This window comes from Mesorhizobium sp. WSM4311, from assembly GCF_002295115.1.
GTDB lineage: Bacteria > Pseudomonadota > Alphaproteobacteria > Rhizobiales > Rhizobiaceae > Mesorhizobium.
Genome location: NZ_NSFV01000013.1, coordinates 125,754 through 140,568 on the forward strand (window position 1 = coordinate 125,754; position 14,815 = coordinate 140,568).

The window sequence follows — 14,815 nt, forward strand, 5'->3', positions numbered from 1 at the left end:
GTGACCCTGCATGAGAGCCACAAGCAGGCGCGAAATGGCTGGGCAGCAAATGTTTCCAACGCAGCCAGCTTGTCAGCACCGAGCGCGACAGGATGTTTGGCTGGCCATAGAGTGCTGCTTGATGGGGCCTGCGAGCTTTCAATATTGGAGAGCAGCAATGCGGCCATTCCTGCTCAGCAGCACACGGCTGTCCTCAATACGTTCGACCACCCATCCATCAGCCAAAATGGCGCCGACAAAATACTTCTCGCTGTCGATGACAATATATGGTTGGACCCCATGCCACACAGCTTCGACCGCGATTGCGGATGGCGCCTTCTCCTCTTTGATGAGCACTCCGTTCACCAGTGTTAGAGTACCCTTGGTGCGACGATCGAACGATTGCTGAAGCTTCTGCCAACTGATGACCGATTCAGACGTGACGGTGCCTTCGGCGGTCACAACACCCTTTGCCGACCCAATCTTGACGTCGAGAAGACCCGCTCGATCGACTTCCTCCTGCAGCTCTTGGGCCGCTGCCTCCGTAAGTTCATTGTCAGCGCGGTGACTGATCGTTCTGGACGCGACTTCAGCCCGAAGTGAATTGGGGCTCGATCCACTTGCATTGCCAAGATAGGAGATCGTGCCTGAAAGCGCGCCGATCCCGAGTGAGCTGATTATGACCATGGCGAGCACACCGATCGGTAGGCGCGGTATGCCGGTCGAACCAGGCGGCTCTGCATCCTGCACGGACAAAGCAATGGACATCTCGCCTACGAGCAGGACGACAGGAAGGGGCACAACAACGGACTGGCCTGCGGCGATATTCCGGTTGCCCTCGATACTGAGTCCGGGTGCAAGCGCCTCCAGTTCGATCGACTTGCCAAGAAGAGTTACACGAAGGTGATGCGGTGCCAGTCCCTGCTCGACAAAGACCAAATCGGCATCGAAGCCGCTGCCGATTAAACACTTTTGAAGATCCGTCTTGCCGGTCAGACCGCAATAGTGCCCCGAACGCACTTCGAAACGGAGGGAAACGGCGTCATCCACAGAGCATCTCTCAAACAGGATAGAAGCCGCATGGCAATTGCCATGCGGCTCATTTCGGGACTACGTCGCGTCAATAAGGAGACGCGCTAGGGGGCAGTCTAAAACCCGCTTCCGACATTACGAAACGCGTTCGTCGGCGGCCTTCTTGATGGTCTGGAGATTGGTCGTTAGAGTGCGCAACTGGACACTCCTTTTCGTCGCCTCCAAGCTAACATTGGTTAGTTCCTGCACTTGCGCCTGAAAAGCAGTAGCATCAGCTCCGCTTGTATTGCCGGGAGTGCCACTGTTAGTTTTATCGGTATTGCCGGCGCTACTGGTATTGGTATTGCCTGATTTTTTATTATTATCAACTGCAGCCATGATCATTCCTTTTTCTGTTGGAGTTGTGCCGTCAATAACGGCCTGTATGACCTCACGCCGGATTTCCCGCGTCAGGCATCTTCTGTGTCATCCAAAGCTTCATCGGCCTCAGCCATCGCATCGTTCGCGAATTGGAACGCGAACGATCGCAGGATACTTTGGAAGGCTTCACTTTGTGCTGCAGACTGTGAGTTGTCTTGAAGTTGATCATTTGAAACGGTCCGGTTATCCGCCCGATCGTTCCCGCCAGCTGCCTTGCCATCATTCCCACCAGCTGGCTTGCCATCATTGCCATCAGCCGGCTTGCCATCACCAGAATGCTCGGATTTCGAATCCCCATGGCCCTTTCGGATCAAGGAAGTCCCGAGGTTGCCAACTCCACTCCCAATTGCTGCTATCATCAGGTACTCCGGCATTTGCCATTGGCGGCGACGTGTTAAAGGTTAGCCTCGATCAAGCTAAGGGCGGGAGCTTTCGAGAACCTGACGGCTTTTGACAAAAACCGGCCAGCGCAAAAACGTATGCTCTGCAGGATGTTGCTCTCGCATCGAACAGTCGACCACGATCTCGGCTGTTCGGCCAATCCCGCCGTCCACGCATGCCGCGACCGAATGGCAGCCGCAGCAGCTCGTTTGCATCCTCGATGCTGTGGTGTCGAACAGGAGACACGGTCCACGTGCTGCATGACCGCAATGACCGTATTCTTGCTGGCTCCACGGGCGCACGCAACGAGCAGGAACTCGGTCTTTGCATCACCATTCTCTCGCCTGCACATCACGGCCCGGCGCGGTGAGCTCATTGGCTTCGAGAAGGTCGGCGACCGTACGAACATGGGATGGTCTGCCGGCTTTGGGAGGCCGGTGCGGATCCTCTTCTCACCATATCGAAAGCTTGAAGCGGTCGGATTTTCTTGCCCTGTTCGTGAGAACTCCCATCGTCAGCTAATCGTCAGCCAAGCGGTCTATCTAGGCCGGCCGTGCCTGACCTTCGGATCCAAAGGTCCCGTCTCGACACTTTTTGTAACTATAGATCGAAATGGTCCGCGTGATACGCAACGCACACGCTTCTCTGAAGCAAATGTGTGACTTTGTCGGTGGCGAACGAGAGGAGTGACGCATCAATAAAATCGTCAGGCACGTGTCTAGGAAGGGGAGCTAGCCGAGTTGGTCTGATTTCATTCGCTGTTCCTGGAAATCGGCGGACTGAAGCGCTGATAATCTCAGGACATCGATGGCAACGTTGCGAAAGTCCTGTGAGCTCGGGCCAATCTTGGCCTGCTACTGAGAAGCACTTTGGCGGGAACATTACGCCGTCGCGGGTCTGGCTGACCGTGACGTTAACCGAAAGATGCCGCTGGTCTCGTCAGCCGCCAGCACAATAGCAGCACATTCTCGCCTACTACGGAGACGCAATATGAAGGGCATTGGCCGACCACGGAAATCGCAGGCTGAAACTGGAGCCAGCCGCGCGGGGCGGGCGAGCAGTTCCCTTTCGCAATCAAGTCTTGCTGCGGGAGAAGGTGGACAGTCATTCGATTCCGTTGTGGAGCAGATGCGCTCTGGGGACGCCGATAGGAGGCCCTCCTCCCTTCCAGTTGCGCGCGGTCCAGGCGATGCCCGCGAAAGTCTGCCAGGCGCCTCGATTGGCGAAGATCAAATCCTGAACACACCGCCACGTGGAGCCGCTGCGCCACCACGCGGAACCGTAGCGCCACGTGGCGCAGCCGCAAGGCGGCGCGGTTCTCCCTCCATGTCTGAGGGCGAAGCCATGGCGCCGGTCGGTAGCCAACTATCAACCGCGCAGGTGGAAGGCACCAGCTCATCGTCAAATAAAGATATCAGTCCGACACAGCTCAGAATGAACAGTCTTGTTCAACAACTGACTGATTGCGAGGCTGCGGCCAGGAAAACCGACGTCCCCGAGGAGGCGGTGGAGCTGATCAGTGGGGTCGTCGATGCAGCCTCAGCAATTCTGGAGTACCGCGCTAGCCTGCCTGCGGCTGAGGCGCAGACAATTATGCCAGACGACAAGGTGCGTAGATGTTGCCAGATCGTGTGCGACGCCGCGAATGAAGTAGACAAACTTGGCCTGTCGACGATCACGAAATTGGACAAAAAGACCAAGAAAGCGGCAGGTATGGTCGATAAACTCTACTCCTACTCCCAGGCGGACCGGCAGGAGCTGTTGATTTTAAATGTGGAGAACCACCATACGGCGGCAATTAAGTGGTGGGAAAAAAAGGCATGGCGCTCCGAACGGCAGCGATCCGCCTGCGCTGCCACCGCTAGCCTATCCAGTGGAACGCCCGTGATGCGGGAAGCCGAGCGGTGCGCACTGCGGCTGCGTGCCGGCTCGGTACTGAGTGTCAGGATCTGGCTGGTCCGTGAGCGGATCGGTCTTGCGCGGGCCAAGATTGAACTGCGGGCGAGCAGGTTCGAGCCAGATTTGAAGGAACTCCTCGTCGGTCGAAATGGAGTGGTGCAGCTGATGGCAAGCGCCGCTCAAGAAGCTCTTCGCGCCCTCTCTTTGGCGAAGGGCATAATGGATGATGGCAAAACACTCAACGCTCATGATTGCGCGGTTGTAGAAAAAATCATGGAGCGGCTTTCGGATTTTGGATTGGCGTTGCACGAGGTGCATACCAAGCTAAGCCATACCTACCCAGATGCCGGCCTCCCATTGAAACTGTTCGAACGGATCGTGGACGATGCATGGATCACTGCGCACGATGCCATGCACTTGTTGAACCTGCAGTCTCCGCCGTCAGCCATCATGGCGCCACAGGCCCAGGCGGGCGCTGCGATGCCGGCCAGGGCAGGCGCTGCGATACCGGCTGACACTGCTGGTACGGCTGCAGTGTCAGAAGGCACTACAGCGCGAAGGAAAGGGAAGTCAAAGCATAAGTCGGCAGCTCGCGCCGGGACTTCTGCCGCCGGGCAGCCATCAACACCAGTCGCTGCGAACGCCGGCACAGTGCCAGCAGCCAAGGTTCTCGCGCGCTCGGATCAAGTTGCGAGTACACAGGTGAGAGCGCAAGAGGTGGCTGCGAGTTCGTCGGGGGCAGGCTCGACAATCGGGGGCGCCGCGTTGTCAATGGAGGTATTGACGGAGCGGCTCAAACGATTGGACGAACTTTTGCAGTTCGATCTGGCCGGTCAGCAAAGCGTCGTCTCCCAAGTGCGCCAGATGAAGCCTGAGGAGGCCGGTAAGGTCGTGGACGATGTGGCCCAGTACCTGCGAGCCCAGGCCATTGAGATGCAAACCTGTCTCGCCGGGTTGCAGGGGCGTAATGTACGCCTGCTACTCACCTCCACCCAGCTACCCAAAGTGCACGAACGCACAGACCAGCTCAAAGGGTTGCTGAACATGGTGCTGGGACAGGCCAACGCATTGAATGAAGGAAAAGCCGGCATTACGACTGATTGCATGAAGACCTACGCATTTCCGGCGCAAAAATACCTGGAACATTTGTGCAATGCCGACGAATTGATGCCGCCGGAGGCACCGGTCGCGCTGCGTGGCGAGCCAGGAAAGCTGTTTGAGATGAAGCTGCAGCCCAAGATGCTGGTCAATGGTGCGATGCCGAGCCCGATGTGGGTGCACATCCACACGAGTCGCCCCGTCATGGCCAGAAACTTGGAAGGGCTGGCTGATTCCGAATTCACCGCTTGCCACGTTAAATCCAACGAACAGCGCGGCTACAATCGAGAGCGAGAGGAAGCCGATGCTAGGTCCGGTCGCGAGAAGGTCATAATTCATCGCGGCAAACTCACCCCCGCTTTCTGTAAGTCCTTGTTGACCTCAGGGCTTGGCCGCCAACCACGCCATTCGCGTGCCGAGCTCCCGTCGGCGCAGGCTGCATGACAGGGCACTCAGAATGCGGCCGGCCACGCTGTGAGTCAGCGAGCATTTCTCCTGGCCAAACCGCGAATGCCGCTGCGCGAGTTGCGGTCCGGCGATTGGAGTCGATCGGCTACCGTCAGGGCCGATTTGCGATGTCGCGTTACCGGCTGTTGACGTGGCGGCGTATCTTGCCTCCCATCCAACTTATCGCCGAGATCGCGCCGCCAAGATCGAGGCGGAAGGTCTTCCTGCGAGCGCGGAGCAGGCATAGCCGATCCGATCGGGATCGGCGCATCGCAACGACCCAACGGTGTGGTGGAGAAAATTGGATTCGGGAGAGCTCGGTTCCAAGAGGCGGAGTTCCGGCCCGAATACAATCCGCTCGCAAGCACCCACGATGCGCATCCGCAGTTTATTGTCTGGGAGATGGGCTGGATTGCTCGGCGGCGCTGGCGCTAAGGCGGGGCTGTCGCCGGACAATTAGCATTCACTGCCAACAGCCTTGCAACCGTCACCAGTTGCAAGGCTCGGCGGCGGGTCGACAAATCACATGAAATCGTCGTCGGACCCGCTATCGCTGCTGTCGCTATCCTCGGTTTTGTGGAGATAGAGTGGAGGTTTGCCTGCACGCTGCCACTCACCGGCACTGTTCTTCGTCCATTTGTCGGGATGCTGCGTAGGGTCAAGCACCAGGTCGCCATGATCCACTTCAACAAACCCCATCGTCTGCGCGCGCGCTTGTGCTTCCGGATTAGCCGCACGCCAATTCAGCAACGGTCGGTCGCCGTCTATCCGAAGTTGATGCTCCAGCAGAATATCGCCCGCATTTTCGACGAGCGGATGGGCGACTTGAAGATCCACTATGGAAGTGACCTCAGTTCGACCAGGAAATTGTTCCCGCCAACTTTCCGATTCGAACTCGTTCATGCTGAATCCGCCTTCCATTCTCAGCAGTCCGGCACTCCGGTCTCCCAATTGGTAACTGAAATATCGCGCGTGCTCCGTATCTCGACGGATGCCATATTGCTGAGCAACGTCCGCGGTGCGCCTGGCTCGTGACGATACGAACTCCGAATACTCTTGAGGATTGTCGGCGATGTGCGTGATTTCATCACCATGAAATTGCCTCACCTGTCTCCTGAAGGAAGTCCTGTTGATCTCCACCACAGGAGGTCGGGAATTGAGGGAGTATGCTTGGGGAGCCGCCGATGATGAGGCGCCGCTACCTTCCGATCCGGATAAGTGCATTCGGGCAAATGTGTCCGCGAACCCTTCGCTTCCTGCATCCGATTGCTCGCCGGCATTATGCGCGCGGTAACTATCGGATGAGCCACCAATTCGACCATACATGACGATTCGTACTCCTATGTTTCGCAACCGAGCTCAAGTTAGCACGGCTGTTCAACATAGGGCGCTTAGTTGACGACTAGCTGACGAGGGCATTCCAACGGCTGCACCAATCAAATCCGCACTGCCGGCCTCAAAACCTCGGACTGCGCCACGCACCGGCCAGCAGAGGCTGCAAGGTCATGCCCGGAGGACTTGCCGTAGTTGCTGGGTGGCAGATCCGAGGGGAGTGATTGCCCCAGGCCCGCGGTTGCGCGGTTGGCCTGACAGAGACACTGGGGCACGGATGGCCAGCCGACATTTGCCACTAGCATGGAGCCAGGTCAGTTTTGAACTGGGCAGTCGTGGACTTCCATGACTAGGCCAAGCCTGCGGCAAAGAATGCTTTCGCGACAGGCTGGAAATATTGCATAGGAACCGCGTGGCCGAGTTTTGTAGTGCCTATCAGCTGACGCGCTAAGACATGGTCATGGACGATCGTCAGGCGTAGTGCCCGCGCCTCGCTCAACACATGTGAAACGCGCTCACCTTCGGCACGGCAAACTAAGAACGGCACCCCGGTTTCACCGCGAACGTAACGCAGACCGATCAGGACCGCCCTTCCTGTTAAGACCAGCGTGGCGCGATGCACGCCAAGCGCAGGCTCGTCGGCCGCCTCCTCGCGGATGCGACGCTGTTCACCTTTCAACTCTGGCGCTCCTTGCTGATCCTTCGACTCGCGCGTCACTTCGGTATTGGTCATGCGCATTTCGCGCAGATACAACGCGCGCTGGAGCAGAAGATCGATCAGTCCGCCGACCAGCAGTGCGCCGGCGCCAATTCCCATCAGCAATTTTGTCTCCATAAAGATGAGGCCAACACAGCCCATGCCGCAGATCGGCAGAGGGACCATTGTCTTCCACATCCCGAGAAGGACAATGGAAAAGGTTGCGCTGAGAACCAATACCTTGAACATGGTCTTGCAGACTTCGACCATGGAACGAGCAGACCCCAAGCGCTTCAGCCCTTCAAAGGGGTCAATTTTCTTAAAGCTGAGCTTCATCGGCTCCAGAGAGAAGACAAATCCACCATTGGCTAGCAGGCTGGCCAAAATCACCGCGGCGACAAGGGTTCCAAGCAGCGGGCCAACAGCCGCGACTGTGAGTTGGACGAGCACAACCAATGCCTGCGGCACCGCGGTATCGAAAGGTAGGCTCTGCAACTTGGTGGCTAATAGGAGCGCTTCCCGGCATTTGTCCTCGATCACGCTGCCTCTTAGCCAAAGGTAGCCGAGCCCAGCGCAAGTCCCGACCGCGCGGACGAAATCGGAGCTACGTGGCAGCTGTCCTTTTTTGCGCGCTTCACTTAACTTCTTCGGGCTGGCGGCGTGTGTCTTCTCTTCACTTGTGTCGCTCATGGCAGCAATTTGTCGAACCACTCCAGCACGCCGTTGGCACGTGTGACCTCCAGTTTCATGCTCTCCACCAGATAGGCAGCGTAGGTGACCATGAGAACTGGAAAGACAATGTTCTTGATTGCCGGAGACAGTTGGCTCGCCTTAAATTGCGGGGCAAAGCGACGCAGCAGCATCATCGATATATCAATCAGTATCAGGAAGAACACGACAGGCCCCGAAACCAATAATGCCGTGCGCATTATGCTGTCGAGAAGCCCCAACAACTCCATTGCTCCTGGCCCGCTCAGTGTCGGGTGAAACTGATACACCGGCCAGATCAAGTAGCTGCGGTACAGGACACTGATCAAAGTTTCCAGGCCTCCTGATCCGACGAATATGGCAATCGCAGTGATCCCCAGAAAAACGCCCATCGCGGAAGCCTGACTGTTCGTCGCGGGATCGGCCGAAGCGGTCGGGCTGCTGATGCCGCGTTGGTTGTCGATAAGCTCCCCGGCAGCCTGAAGGCCCCAAAGCGGAATGCCAAGAAAAGTGCCAAGGAGTACACCGACAAAAACTTCCTTGAATCCGAGCAGGGTTAGCTGGATCAGGCGCGTATCAGGATCCAGCGCCGGCAATCCGCCGCTGACGTGTGCCAGGCATGGTAGTGCGAAGCCAACAGCCAAACAGCCCCGGATCAGCCCACTGATCTGCGAGCGTGTGAATACGGGAAAGATCAGCATGATGCCCATCGCGCGGGCTGCCCCAAGACCTGCCGCAACGACGAGTTCGAAAGCCGTCTGGATCAGAATTTGAATATCGGCCGATGGCGCGTCCATGGGGCGGACTAGTAGCTAAGTGTCATTGCGGGAAACTCGGTGAAGATCTGATCGGCTAGCTCTATGAGCGGGGCGCTTAGCACAGGAGCAAACAGCCCAATCACCGCGACAACGACCAGAAGCTTCACGGTGAGCGGCAAGCTTTCATCCTGGATCTGCGTCGCCGCCTGGAGGATGCCGATGACGAGGCCGACAACCACTGATGCAATGAGCGGCGGTAGAATCCAGATCATGAAAACCACCAGTGATTGGCTCATAAGAGTAATGATGCTGGATTCAGTGATGATCAGCCTCCCGGTAACGTATAACTCAGCACAAGCCCATGCATCAATTTTGACCAACCATCAATGGCAACAAACAAGAAGATCTTGAACGGAACAGATATAACAGTTGGTGAGACCATCGACATACCCATTGCCATCAAGATAGTTGTCACTATCAGATCTATAACAATAAAAGGCAGATAAAGTAGAAATCCTATCTCAAATCCGCGCTTCAATTCTGATAGCAAGAAAGATGGTACAAGTATTGCAAAGTCATCAGGCGTGGCTGCAGCGTGCATTTCCTCTGGCCAGACCTTTTCTGTCGAAGATAGGAAAAATCGCCGCTGCTCTTCATTTGTGAATTTCTTGAGATGCTCGCGCAAGGGCTCACTTCCGGCTTTAGCGGCGCTTACCCAGTCGTCGAATGTCTGATAGTGGAGCTTGGGATCCGACATGCGGTCATAGGTCTGCTCAGCAACGGGCGCACTAACGAACATAGTGAGGATCATCGCCGCGGCGTACAGCACCACATTGGGTGGTATGGTCTGGGTCCCGAGCGCATTGCGGACGAGGAAAAGAACAATTGATACCTTTACAAAGGCCGTTGTCGTGGCAACTGCTAAAACCAGCAGACCGAGTCCGGCGGTAACCGCAAGAAGCGCCAGGATTGTCGGCTGAGCTTCACTCATTGCATGCAAACCCGCCACGGAGCCTGATGCCCAGCTCTTCTCCGATGCGGACAATGTCGCCACGCCCGATACGCTGACCATTGGCCACTATGTCGACCGGGCCGTCGATCGGCCATCCAAGTTCAAAAATATGCCCTTCGCCGGCACTTCTTAATTCCCCAAGAGAAATAGGCCAGCGGCCGCATTCAAAGACAAGCACGATCTCGACATCGTCGAGATCCTTAGTAAGCTCCAGTTGCGATCCGGGTTGTGTCATATGCGCACTCTCCAAAGGACACGGTCGCGGGCGGAAAGGCCCCCGCAAGATTAATTCATCGCCGTCAAGATCCGCCTCGGCGCACAACTGGCCGACAGCTAGGGTGATCTGGCCGCGGCCGAACGGCGCAATATCGGGCAACAATGCATCACCGACACATGCGCTTCGAAGAAGCGCCGCAGGAAGGCGAAGCGTGCCGACCTCTCCTGCAACAATGAGCGGGAGCTCTGGAGGCAGCCCGCCCAGCTGCCGCGGCAACTGGGCAAGCAGTTCGCCTAGCGCGCGAAACGCAGGCGGTACTAAGCCGTCAAGTGGCGTGAACAGGAATAGACGGCCCTTGCCCTTGACCGCGCCGAAAATGATGTCGAGTTCAAGATGAGGAGCCAGCATCGTGGCTTCGCATACCCGCACGAGTTGCACGTTCAGACGCGTCGTCTCCTCCAGTCGAGTGACAAGCGGCTCCAGAGCGAGTTCGAGAATTAGCGAAGCAGTTGGCTCGGAAGGGAAGGCCAAGCCGTTCTGCACTGTCGTGATGAACTCCTCTACGAGCGGGCGCGACAGTGACAAGATGACCGTTTCGGCTCCCACTCTCCAGACGCAGTCAAGCATCGGAATGGCAGCAGGTTCCTGCTGCCAGACAAGCCCTGCCGTTCGCACCGATAGCGGCACCTCGTTGATCCGGCTTTGAAACGGCGTGCGCGGCGCTGCTGTATCATTGAGCCACGAGACAACCGTGTGGGACAGTTTCAGAACTGGTTCGAACATGGCGGGTGTGACCGCAGCGCCTATCAAAGACTGCACGGTCGTGTCATTCGGACGACCTCTTGCGACCGTCGGATCCGGTTGCGCGGCATTTAGGCAAGCGACCCCCTCGCATATTTCAGCAGTATCTCATCGTCGGCCTCGATCTCGGCTGCGGCCTCCGAATGAGTCTCGACGGCGCGCCGCACGTCGTCCTCGATTTGTTGCCATTTGTCCCTTGCCGCCGAACATATGACCCATAGCTCCCTCGTCCTGGACGCCGCCATCTCAGCCTCCTCTTGAGCGATTTGGGTATCATCAAGCATCTGCCGTCTGGAATTGATCTCAGCGGCAAGTTGTTCAGTGTGAAGGCGGTGACGGTCGAGCGCTGCGCTAGACAAGTTGTCGAGTGACATCAGATGCTGATAGAGCGCTGCTTCTTTTCTTGAACAATGTTGCTGTATCATTGCAAGCTCCCTAGAGGCATTTTGTACGGCTGAGGCGGCCACATCGCGCTGGGCTTCCTTCTTGGACAGCTCGCCAAGGGCACGACGCTCTTGCATTTCCTTCAGAAGCCGTATACTCGAAGACTGAATCCAGTTTACGCGGTCAGACGCGACATCCATGCGACCGTCTCCTCGAAATCTGACGCGTCATCTTCGCTCTGGCGCAGAAACTCCCTCAGTTCGTCGATTGACGCGACAGCCCGGTCAGTCAGGGGATCTCCACCTGGCTTGTATTCGCCAACATTGATCAAGAACTCGGTCTCGGCATAGCGCGACAGGAGCTCGCGGAAAATGGATGCTGCCTTGCGATGTGTCCCCGAAACGACTGCATCCATGACGCGGCTGCGACTCTGCAGCACATCAATAGCGGGGAAATGCGATCGCGCCGCAATAGCGCGTGAGAGGATGACATGGCCATCGAGAATACCACGCGATTCCTCGGCGATTGGATCACCCGTGCCATCACCCTCTACAAGCACCGTATAGAAGGCCGTGATTGAGCCCCGCTCACCCATGCCGGCGCGCTCGAGCAGGCCTGGCAGCATGCCAAAAACGGAAGGAGGAAAGCCCCGTCGCGTCGGCGGCTCACCCGCAGCAAGGCCTATTTCGCGCATAGCGCGGCAGAAGCGCGTCAGCGAATCCAGCATGAGAGCAACGCGTAGGCCTTGATCGCGGAAATATTCCGCGAGCGCAGTCGCCATTGGAGCGCATTGCGCACGCTCTACCGCCGAGCGGTCGGATGTTTCAACCACGACGACCGTACGGAGAAGGCCCTCTTCACCAAGATTCCTTTCGATGAATTCACGAACTTCCCGTCCACGTTCGCCTATGAGCGCCACTATGACGACGTCAGCGGCGGCACCCTTTACGATCTGTGACAACAGCGTCGACTTGCCACCACCTGGCTCGCCATAAATCCCGATCCGCTGGCCCTCGCCGCACGTCAGCAGACCATCGAGGACACGGACCCCAAGCGGGAATGGCCGCTCAATCATGCGCCTCGTCATCGGATTGGGGGCTCTGCCATGCAGGGGCCGAGTTTCGACGGTCTTGATTTCGCCTTTGCCGTCCAATGGGCGGCAACGACTGTCGATCACGCGACCGAGCAAATCGCCGCCGACGGGCACCTCACGCATTCGGCCAGTGGCCACGACCTCTGCGCGGCTGGATAGGCCCACCAAGTCCCCGATCGGTGTCAGCAATACACCATCACCCGACAGGCCGATCACCTCGGCCTCGAGCGACAGCCCGGTTCGCGGGTCCTCTAGGAGGCAAAGTTCCCCAATACGAGTGTCTGGCAAGACGGCATGAACCAGTGTGCCGATAGCCCGCGTGATCCGACCGCGCACCGCACGCGTGTCAATTCGCTTGGCCGCAGCCCTCAAAGACGAGATTGCTGGAACGAGAGCTCGAGTGTGGGCGTCAGCGTTATGTTCTGGGACGGGCTTTCTCATAGCTCGCCTTTCTCACAGAGCGTCCCGAAACCAAGGCGCAGCGCGCGCATCTGGGCGTCAAGTCCAAGGTCAACATTGCCGTACTCGCTCCACAGCACGCAGCGTTGCGGCGACAATGTCGGGTCGGGCTCGATCCGCACCCTTGGTCGACCATCCTGGCCGTCGCATCGAGCAAACTCTCGTGCAAGCATGTCGACTTGCATGGGAGAAACATGAAGGCAAACGTCGGCGCCGCTGTATTGACACTCTATGGCGTGACGAACAGCCCTCACCAATAGCTCGCCCGGATCGAAAGCGCCGATAAGATCGCTCAATATTTCCATCACGAGCTGCGGCAATTCCTGCTCCAGAGCCGCCTTTCGTCGCGCGATTTCGGAGATTGTCTCCGCAATCAACCCTGCCATCTCCTCGGTGCCTGCATTCGAGCCCTCCATGTGGCCGCGCGCCCACGCCCGCTGGTAAACCGCGCGTGCCCAGTTTCGAACGCGCTGCCGATGCCGTTCTGCCGCGGCAAGGGCTTGCGCGGCGCTGTGCCAGGTTTCGAGCTCGCTCGCGGGTATCAGTGGTCCGACTGGACGCATCTGCGGCGCTATTGGCCCCTCGGAAAGTTCGACTGTCATTTCACCGGGGTCTCTGTCTCAAAATGAGCTACTACAAGTGAAAGCAATTGGCCGGCGGCGGTCCAATGCTCATGTGCTGGAGTCTCCGCGGCAGTCCCCTCGGGCAATCGAAGAAGCACGCGGTTACGCTCGGTCGCTGAACTGTCCTGGAGCCAAGCTCCAAGACATGCGTGTCCATCGTATTCGATTTGCTGAGCGAGTTTTTCTGGGTCCGAGATCAGTCTTTTGTCAACAGCATGCAGCAGGTGTCGGATTCCGAATGCGTGTGCATCCACGCCGATGCGTTTAACAAGGATGGCAAGCTCAGGCTGAGAGACAAACGCGACCAGCGAACGGGCATGCCAGATACTACCAGCAAGAAGGGTCGCTCGATATGGATCATGCCCGCGTAGAAGGTCCGGCCTGCAGCCGATGTGGTTCAGATCCACGTCATCGTTGCCCAGCAATTCTGCCAGCCTTGGATGCAGTCTGGAACACTTCTGCAACTTCACTAACGTTTCGGCCGATAACGCTGGATCAAGACGCGCCGCAAGACGGGTTGGATGGGCCGAAGCCGCAAGCTCGCTCGCGCCCGGAAAGTGCGGACCATCAGGTCGGGCGGTCTGTATAGGCATTGGCAATGAGATGTCACCCACGTCCAATTGCAGGCATTCTTTTGCGAATGGCCTCGACAGCAGAAGCATCCCGGCGCCCCTCGACCTTGGAAACGCCGGTTGATTGCTTGCGCCGACGCGTAACAACGCCGATCAAGAGATAACAGGCCACGGCGAATACGGCTGCGGCAAAACCTGTTACGGTCGCCAGAAGTGGCGCAGGAAGAGGTAGTGATGCTTGTGGCAAAACAGCAGTCGGATCGGGCCGTTGCTCGTGTGCGGAACGTTCTACCGGCACCAAAACCACTTCCACCTTATCGTAGGACAGGCCTTCGATGCTGTCGGCTACAAGCATCTTTATCTTTGGCAGCAGAGCCGCGACATTTGTTTTTGCGTCGTGCCTGATAAACACCGAGGCCGAGGATGGCGTGGCACCGGCTCGCACAAGGTCGTTATGCGGCAGCACGACGTGAACACGTACAGAAAAAACGCCATCGATATCGCTGATCGTCCGCGACAACTCTTCGCTCAGGGCATACACGTAACGGGCACGCTCTTCGGTCGGCGAGGCAATCAGGCCTGATCCTTGGAATATCTCACCGAGGTTCTTGAAGGATTGGCGCGGCAGCCCCTTGGCGTTCAGAAGGTTGATTGAGAAGGCGAGCAGCTTTTCGTCAACCTGGATCGTGCTGGTTCCATCCTTGGCGACCACCCGGATCGCGGCGACCCCGTTGTCTTCAAGAAGTGCGAGCATTTCATTTGCCTCACGCTCTTGCAATTGCGTGTAGAGGTCGGCTTTGCAAGCAGTGAGGGCGACGAGAACTGGCAGCATGACAAGTCTAACCGACCGCCACCCTGACAGGCCACGCATGATTTCGCCCTCGGCCAAGCCAATCATGCGCG

The 14,815-nt window shown here is 57.6% G+C and carries 15 protein-coding genes; 1 reads left to right on the forward strand and 14 read right to left on the reverse strand.

All coding sequences use genetic code 11. From position 1 onward, the window contains the following. Positions 1 to 138: 138 nt before the first annotated feature. The 3 genes from CK226_RS27525 to CK226_RS27535 all read right to left on the reverse strand — a co-directional run bounded on the left by CK226_RS27525 (position 139) and on the right by CK226_RS27535 (position 1,790). Positions 139 to 1,029 (reverse strand): hypothetical protein, encoded by an 891-nt coding sequence (locus tag CK226_RS27525; protein ID WP_024505382.1) that lies wholly within the window; start codon positions 1,027 to 1,029, stop codon positions 139 to 141. Positions 1,030 to 1,146: 117 nt separating this feature from the next. Continuing rightward, the gene (locus CK226_RS35775) at positions 1,147 to 1,389 is read right to left on the reverse strand and encodes a nodulation protein NopA (RefSeq protein WP_224570034.1); all 243 of its coding nucleotides are present in this window, start codon (positions 1,387 to 1,389) and stop codon (positions 1,147 to 1,149) included. A gap of 71 nt (positions 1,390 to 1,460) precedes the next feature. Continuing rightward, positions 1,461 to 1,790: a hypothetical protein gene (locus CK226_RS27535; RefSeq protein WP_081714433.1), complete on the reverse strand. Its 330-nt coding sequence runs from the start codon at positions 1,788 to 1,790 to the stop codon at positions 1,461 to 1,463. A 1,402-nt stretch (positions 1,791 to 3,192) separates the two neighbouring features. Here CK226_RS27535 and CK226_RS27540 point away from each other — a divergent pair. Next, entirely contained in the window at positions 3,193 to 5,253 is a 2,061-nt protein-coding gene (locus tag CK226_RS27540; protein ID WP_245437864.1) for a hypothetical protein, read from the forward strand. A 525-nt stretch (positions 5,254 to 5,778) separates the two neighbouring features. Here CK226_RS27540 and CK226_RS27545 read toward each other — a convergent pair. From CK226_RS27545 to sctJ, 11 genes are all read right to left on the reverse strand, one after another. Next, positions 5,779 to 6,582, reverse strand: coding sequence for a hypothetical protein (locus CK226_RS27545; protein WP_024505378.1), 804 nt, complete (start codon positions 6,580 to 6,582; stop codon positions 5,779 to 5,781). A 355-nt stretch (positions 6,583 to 6,937) separates the two neighbouring features. Further along, positions 6,938 to 7,975 (reverse strand): EscU/YscU/HrcU family type III secretion system export apparatus switch protein, encoded by a 1,038-nt coding sequence (locus CK226_RS27550; protein ID WP_024505377.1) that lies wholly within the window; start codon positions 7,973 to 7,975, stop codon positions 6,938 to 6,940. Beyond that, a complete protein-coding gene (sctT, locus tag CK226_RS27555) occupies positions 7,972 to 8,790 on the reverse strand; it encodes a type III secretion system export apparatus subunit SctT (protein ID WP_063169270.1) in 819 nt (272 codons plus the stop codon). Before sctT ends, CK226_RS27550 begins: the two co-directional genes overlap by 4 nt. Before the next feature lie 8 nt (positions 8,791 to 8,798). After that, complete coding sequence (locus tag CK226_RS27560; protein WP_024505375.1) at positions 8,799 to 9,074, reverse strand: EscS/YscS/HrcS family type III secretion system export apparatus protein; 276 nt, start codon at positions 9,072 to 9,074, stop codon at positions 8,799 to 8,801. Positions 9,075 to 9,076: 2 nt separating this feature from the next. Beyond that, positions 9,077 to 9,742: a type III secretion system export apparatus subunit SctR gene (gene sctR / locus CK226_RS27565; RefSeq protein WP_029354851.1), complete on the reverse strand. Its 666-nt coding sequence runs from the start codon at positions 9,740 to 9,742 to the stop codon at positions 9,077 to 9,079. Beyond that, positions 9,735 to 10,763: a type III secretion system cytoplasmic ring protein SctQ gene (sctQ, locus tag CK226_RS27570; RefSeq protein WP_095769044.1), complete on the reverse strand. Its 1,029-nt coding sequence runs from the start codon at positions 10,761 to 10,763 to the stop codon at positions 9,735 to 9,737. The genes sctR and sctQ overlap by 8 nt, the downstream gene beginning before the upstream one ends. Positions 10,764 to 10,852: 89 nt before the next feature. After that, positions 10,853 to 11,365 carry a hypothetical protein gene (locus CK226_RS27575; protein ID WP_063169269.1) on the reverse strand — a complete coding sequence of 171 codons (513 nt, stop codon included), beginning with the start codon at positions 11,363 to 11,365 and terminating at the stop codon, positions 10,853 to 10,855. Continuing rightward, positions 11,341 to 12,699: a type III secretion system ATPase SctN gene (sctN, locus tag CK226_RS27580; protein WP_063169268.1), complete on the reverse strand. Its 1,359-nt coding sequence runs from the start codon at positions 12,697 to 12,699 to the stop codon at positions 11,341 to 11,343. The genes CK226_RS27575 and sctN overlap by 25 nt, the downstream gene beginning before the upstream one ends. Next, the gene (gene sctL, locus CK226_RS27585; protein ID WP_024505371.1) at positions 12,696 to 13,319 is read right to left on the reverse strand and encodes a type III secretion system stator protein SctL; all 624 of its coding nucleotides are present in this window, start codon (positions 13,317 to 13,319) and stop codon (positions 12,696 to 12,698) included. The genes sctN and sctL overlap by 4 nt, the downstream gene beginning before the upstream one ends. After that, complete coding sequence (locus CK226_RS27590) at positions 13,316 to 13,954, reverse strand: nodulation protein NolU (protein ID WP_306462320.1); 639 nt, start codon at positions 13,952 to 13,954, stop codon at positions 13,316 to 13,318. Before CK226_RS27590 ends, sctL begins: the two co-directional genes overlap by 4 nt. After that, positions 13,947 to 14,810, reverse strand: coding sequence for a type III secretion inner membrane ring lipoprotein SctJ (gene sctJ / locus CK226_RS27595; protein WP_024505369.1), 864 nt, complete (start codon positions 14,808 to 14,810; stop codon positions 13,947 to 13,949). The genes CK226_RS27590 and sctJ overlap by 8 nt, the downstream gene beginning before the upstream one ends. Positions 14,811 to 14,815: the final 5 nt, after the last annotated feature.

Coding starts and splice junctions, on each gene's coding strand:
- CK226_RS35775 (WP_224570034.1), bottom strand. CDS start 1,389: ATGGCTGCAGTTGATAATAATAAAAAATCAGGCAATACCAATACCAGT.
- CK226_RS27535 (WP_081714433.1), bottom strand. CDS start 1,790: ATGATAGCAGCAATTGGGAGTGGAGTTGGCAACCTCGGGACTTCCTTG.
- CK226_RS27545 (WP_024505378.1), bottom strand. CDS start 6,582: ATGTATGGTCGAATTGGTGGCTCATCCGATAGTTACCGCGCGCATAAT.
- CK226_RS27550 (WP_024505377.1), bottom strand. CDS start 7,975: ATGAGCGACACAAGTGAAGAGAAGACACACGCCGCCAGCCCGAAGAAG.
- sctT (WP_063169270.1), bottom strand. CDS start 8,790: ATGGACGCGCCATCGGCCGATATTCAAATTCTGATCCAGACGGCTTTC.
- sctR (WP_029354851.1), bottom strand. CDS start 9,742: ATGAGTGAAGCTCAGCCGACAATCCTGGCGCTTCTTGCGGTTACCGCC.
- sctQ (WP_095769044.1), bottom strand. CDS start 10,763: ATGTTCGAACCAGTTCTGAAACTGTCCCACACGGTTGTCTCGTGGCTC.
- CK226_RS27575 (WP_063169269.1), bottom strand. CDS start 11,365: ATGGATGTCGCGTCTGACCGCGTAAACTGGATTCAGTCTTCGAGTATA.
- sctN (WP_063169268.1), bottom strand. CDS start 12,699: ATGAGAAAGCCCGTCCCAGAACATAACGCTGACGCCCACACTCGAGCT.
- sctL (WP_024505371.1), bottom strand. CDS start 13,319: ATGACAGTCGAACTTTCCGAGGGGCCAATAGCGCCGCAGATGCGTCCA.
- sctJ (WP_024505369.1), bottom strand. CDS start 14,810: ATGATTGGCTTGGCCGAGGGCGAAATCATGCGTGGCCTGTCAGGGTGG.